Source organism: Phenylobacterium sp. (genome assembly GCF_036402295.1).
In the GTDB taxonomy this organism is placed as follows: domain Bacteria; phylum Pseudomonadota; class Alphaproteobacteria; order Caulobacterales; family Caulobacteraceae; genus Phenylobacterium.
Window position 1 is genome coordinate 1 of record NZ_DASWTE010000470.1, and the last position, 4,723, is coordinate 4,723.

The 4,723-nt window shown below is 69.7% G+C and carries 4 protein-coding genes; 3 read left to right on the forward strand and 1 reads right to left on the reverse strand.

Annotated elements, in window-relative coordinates:
• A partial coding sequence (locus VGD44_RS26220; protein WP_331091711.1) for a hypothetical protein occupies positions 1 to 791 on the reverse strand: 791 nt, incomplete at its 3' end.
• A gap of 84 nt (positions 792 to 875) precedes the next feature.
• Between VGD44_RS26220 and dgcA the strand changes: the two genes are divergently transcribed.
• The 3 genes from dgcA to VGD44_RS26235 all read left to right on the forward strand — a co-directional run.
• Complete coding sequence (dgcA, locus tag VGD44_RS26225; protein ID WP_331091713.1) at positions 876 to 1,877, forward strand: N-acetyl-D-Glu racemase DgcA; 1,002 nt, start codon at positions 876 to 878, stop codon at positions 1,875 to 1,877.
• A gap of 61 nt (positions 1,878 to 1,938) precedes the next feature.
• Positions 1,939 to 3,750 carry a sulfotransferase gene (locus VGD44_RS26230; protein ID WP_331091715.1) on the forward strand — a complete coding sequence of 604 codons (1,812 nt, stop codon included), beginning with the start codon at positions 1,939 to 1,941 and terminating at the stop codon, positions 3,748 to 3,750.
• Positions 3,751 to 3,848: 98 nt separating this feature from the next.
• Positions 3,849 to 4,723: TonB-dependent receptor plug domain-containing protein (locus VGD44_RS26235; RefSeq protein WP_331091717.1), on the forward strand; the 875-nt coding region annotated here is incomplete at its 3' end.

Here is a 4,723-nt window from a genome sequence, read left to right on the forward strand (position 1 = left end):
GGGCCGGCGCCGTCGCGGATCTTGCGCAGCTCGACGTAGAGCACGGCCACCAGCGAGGCGCTGATCACGGCGGTGATCGTCTGCTGGATCACCTGCAGTCCGATGTTGAGCGGGCTCGCCGCAACAGCCATCGGGTTCTCCAGCGCGCCGGGCGTGGCGAACATCGTCGCCGCCGTGATGCTGCCGATCACCGCCCCCAGGACGACGAGGATGACCCAGATCAGGAAGAACAGCCCGAAGATCCGCCAGCGGTTGCCGCGGGTGAGCTCGGCCGCGCGGCCGAACGAGCCGAAGATGCCCGTCCGCTCGGCGACCAGCGACGGCACCGCCACGCACCAGGCGCAGGCGATCATGATCCCCGGCACGATCAGGAAGATCATGCCAAACACCACGGCGACGCCGAACAGGATGCTGACGATGATCAGCGGCAGGAAGTTTCGCAGGCCGGTGGCGAGCGCCTCGCCAACCTGCGGCTTCTGGCCGTTCATGTCCTGCACGGTCGCGAAGATCAGGGCGCCCTGCAGGATCGCCGTCGTGATCAGCGAGACCAGCACGCCATAGCCCAGGTTGGTGAAGTAGCCCGGGCTGAGCGCCAGGTTGCCCGTCGCCAGCCCGTCGGTCTGCGAGCTCAGCCACATCGCCTGGAACCAGGCCAGCACGCCCGCCGGCAGACCCGACAGCACGAGGCCGAGAACGGAGAAGGTGACGATGTTCCGTCCGATCACCTGGAATGTGGCGCCCAGCACTCCCGCGATATCGAGCTTGCGGGATTCGATGGCTTCTGCGGTCATTGATCCGCCCCCAAATGCAGCTTCCCGGACGATGCTAATCATGGGTTGTGAGCGCTGTCGAATGCGCCGGGACGGCGGAAGGCGGTGAGCCTGGAGCTGGTCGTCCGCGCCGAACGGCTGCCGCTGCGCGCGCCCTTCCGCATCTCCCGGGGCGTGAAGACCCACGCCGAGGTGGTGACGGCCGAGCTCCGCGACGGCGCATTCTCCGGGCTGGGCGAATGCGTGCCCTATCCGCGCTACGGCGAGACGGCGGCCTCGGTGGCCGATCAGCTGGCGGCTGCCGGCGCGCGGGTCGCGGCGGGCGAGCCGGCGCGTCTGGTGGTGGCCTCGCTGCCCGCCGGCGCGGCGCGCAATGCGCTGGACTGCGCGCTCTGGGACCTGGAGGCGCGGCGCGACGGCGTCCCGGCCGCGGCCCGCATCGGCCGCCCGGCGCCGGGTCCGATGCCGACGGCGGTGACGATCAGCCTGGACACGCCCGACGCCATGCGCGCGGCCGCCGCCGCCTCGGCGGATGCGCGGCTGTTGAAGGTGAAGCTGGACGCCCGCGACCCGGTTGCGCGGCTGCTCGCTGTGGCCGAGGCCGCGCCGGGTGCGAAGCTGATCGTCGATCCCAACGAGGGCTGGACGCGCGCGATCCTCGAGGCCATGGCCGAGCCCATTTCTCGCCTGCCGGTGGTGATGGTTGAGCAGCCGTTGCCGGCCGACGCGGATGACGCCCTCGACGGCCTCGACTATCCGGCGCCCATCTGCGCCGACGAGGTGGTCCACACCGCCGCCGACGTGGCCCGTGTGGTCGGACGCTACCAGGTGGTCAACGTCAAGCTCGACAAGGCCGGCGGCCTCACCGAGGCGCTGGCCATGGCCGAGCGGGCGCGCGAGCTCGGCCTCGGCGTGCTGGCCGGCTGCATGGTGTCGAGCTCGCTCTCAATCGCACCCGCCATGTGGATCGGCGCGGTGGCCGACGCCGTCGACCTGGACGGGCCCTGGTGGCTGGTCGAGGACCGCGCAGGCGGCTGCCGGATCGAGCGTGGCGTGCTCTATCCGCCACAGGCGGGCTTCTGGGGTGAGCCCGGCCTTCGACCTTGAGTTGACACCGTCAGCGCATCATCCGTTTCTTCGATCCGAAATATTTCATGGCGGAGACCCAGTGGCGGGCGCAGCGGCAGAGACCGTCGGAACTCTCGAGGTCGCCCTCGAGCACGCCGCGCGTCTGCTGTCCGTCGACGCCGCCGCCGCCGAGGCTCAGGCCCGCGAGATCCTGAAGGCGGTCGGCGAGCACCCCCAGGCCCTCCGCCTGCTGGGCGCGGCCCTGCGGCTGCAGGGCGACGTCGAGGGCGCCGAACGGGCCTACCTGCGCTCGGTCCGCGCCTCGGTCGGCGACCCGGCGCTGATCCACGCGGCCAAGGCGCTCTGCGAGAACCAGCTGGCGGTCGCGGAACAGACGTTGCGCACGATCCTGAAGGCGCGCCCGACCGACGTCGCCGCCATCCGCATGCTGGCCGAGACCGGCATGCGCCTGGGCCGCACCGAGGACGCCGAGAACCTGCTGGCCCGCTGCGTCGAACTGGCGCCCGGCTTCACGGCCGCGCGGCACAACTACGCGACCGTCCTCTACCGTCACAACAAGCCGGTCGAGGCGATCGCCCAGCTCGATCGGCTGCTGGCCGACGACGCCGAGAACCCTGCCTACCTCAACCTGAAGGCCGCCGCGCTGGGGCGGATCGGCGAGTACGATGGCGCGATCGACCACTATGGCCGGGTGCTGCGCCGTCATGCGGGCCATCCCAAGACCTGGATGAGCTACGGCCATGCGCTGAAGACCGTCGGGCGCCAGGGCGACGCCATCGACGCCTACCGCCGCGCGCTCGACCTCCAGCCGGGACTAGGCGAGGTCTGGTGGAGCCTCGCCAATCTCAAGACCGTGCAATTTTCCGAGGCCGACCGGGCGGCGATGGAGACCCAGATCGCCCGCACCGACCTGGACCCCGAAGACCGTTTCCACCTGCACTTCGCGCTCGGCAAGGCGCTGGAGGACCAGGCGCGCTGGGCCCCGTCGTTCGACCACTACGCCCGAGGCAACGCGATGCGCCGCCAGGACCTGGCCTACGACGCCGACGAGACCTCGCTGCATGTACGGCGTTCGCAGGCGCTGTTCGCGCCCGACTTCTTCGCGCAGCGTGCCGGGCAGGGCTGCGCGGCGCCGGACCCGATCTTCGTGGTCGGCCTGCCGCGCTCGGGCTCGACGCTCGTGGAGCAGATCCTCTCCAGCCACAGCCAGGTCGAGGGCACCCAGGAGCTGCCCGACATCATCGCCATGGCGCGGCGCCTCGGCGGGCAGGCGCGCAAGACATCGAGCGGCGTCTATCCAGACATGCTGGCGGGCCTCGGCCCCGATCAGTTGAAGGCCCTGGGCGAGGAATACCTCGAACGCGCCGGCGTGCACCGCAAGCTCGGCCGCCCGTTCTTCATCGACAAGATGCCCAACAACTGGGCCCACGTCGGCCTGATCCACCTGATCCTGCCCAACGCGAAGATCGTCGACGCGCGGCGCCATCCGCTGGGCTGCGGCTTCTCGGCCTTCAAGCAGCATTTCGCCCGCGGCCAGGGCTTCACCTACGATCTGACCGATCTCGGCCGCTACTACAGCGACTACGTCGCGCTTATGGAGCACTTCGTCGCAATTCTGCCCGGGCGCATCCATCGCGTGGTCTACGAGCGCATGGTGGCCGATCCCGAGGCCGAGACACGGGCGCTGCTGGCCTATTGCGGCCTGCCGTTCGAGGACGGCTGCCTGCGCTTCTACGAAAACGACCGCGCCGTGCGCACCGCCAGCTCCGAGCAGGTGCGCCGGCCGATCTTCACCGACGCCGCCGACCACTGGCGGAACTATGAGCCCTGGCTCGGCCCGCTCAAGGCGGCGCTGGGGCCGGTGCTCGACGCTTACCCGGATGCGCCTTGAGGGTTCAGGCGCGAACCTTGTTTGTGGGGGATATGACGATGACGGAACGGATCTCGCGCCGCGCCGCGCACTGGTCGCTCGGCTTGTTGACGACAACGATGCTGACCGCGGTCGCTGCGCCCGCCTTGGCCCAGACGAGCGCCGAGGCTCAGCTCGAGGAGCTGGTGGTCACCGCCCAGAAGCGGTCTGAGAACCTGCAGGACGTGCCCGTCGCAGTGACGGCGCTCAGCACCCAGCGGCTGGACCAGCTGCAGGTGTCGGACATGAACGACTTCATCAAGTTCCTGCCGAACGTGACCATCAACACCTCGGCGCCGGGCTTCGCGAAGATCTACATGCGCGGCATCGCCTCGGGCGAGAACGGCAACCACTCGGGTCCGCTGCCCAGCGTCGGCGTCTATCTCGACGAACAGCCGGTCACCACCATCACCGGCCCGCTCGACATCCACGTCTACGACATCGCCCGCGTCGAGGTCCTGGCGGGTCCGCAGGGCACGCTGTACGGCGCGAGCTCGCAGGCCGGCACGATCAAGATCATCACCAACAAGCCCAGCACCTCGGCCTTCGAGGCGGCCTACGACCTCGAGGTGAACTCGGTCTCGCACGGCGACATCGGCTACGGCTTCGAGGGCTACGTGAACCAGCCGCTGGGCGACCGCGCGGCGGTCCGCCTGGTGGCCTGGGCGCTGCACGACAGCGGCTTCATCGACAACGAGGCCGCCACGCTGACCTACCCGACCGGCCCGGTGACCATCAACAACAACAACCTCGCCGAGAACGACTTCAACGAGACCGACGTCTACGGCGCCCGTCTGGCGCTGAAGGTGGACCTCGACGAGAACTGGTCGGTGACGCCCACGCTCAACATGCAGCGCACCGAGGCCGACGGCACGTTCAGTTACGACCCCGGCCGCGGCTATCTGAACGTGGCGCGCTTCCGGCCCGACACCTCGGACGACAAGTGGTACCAGGC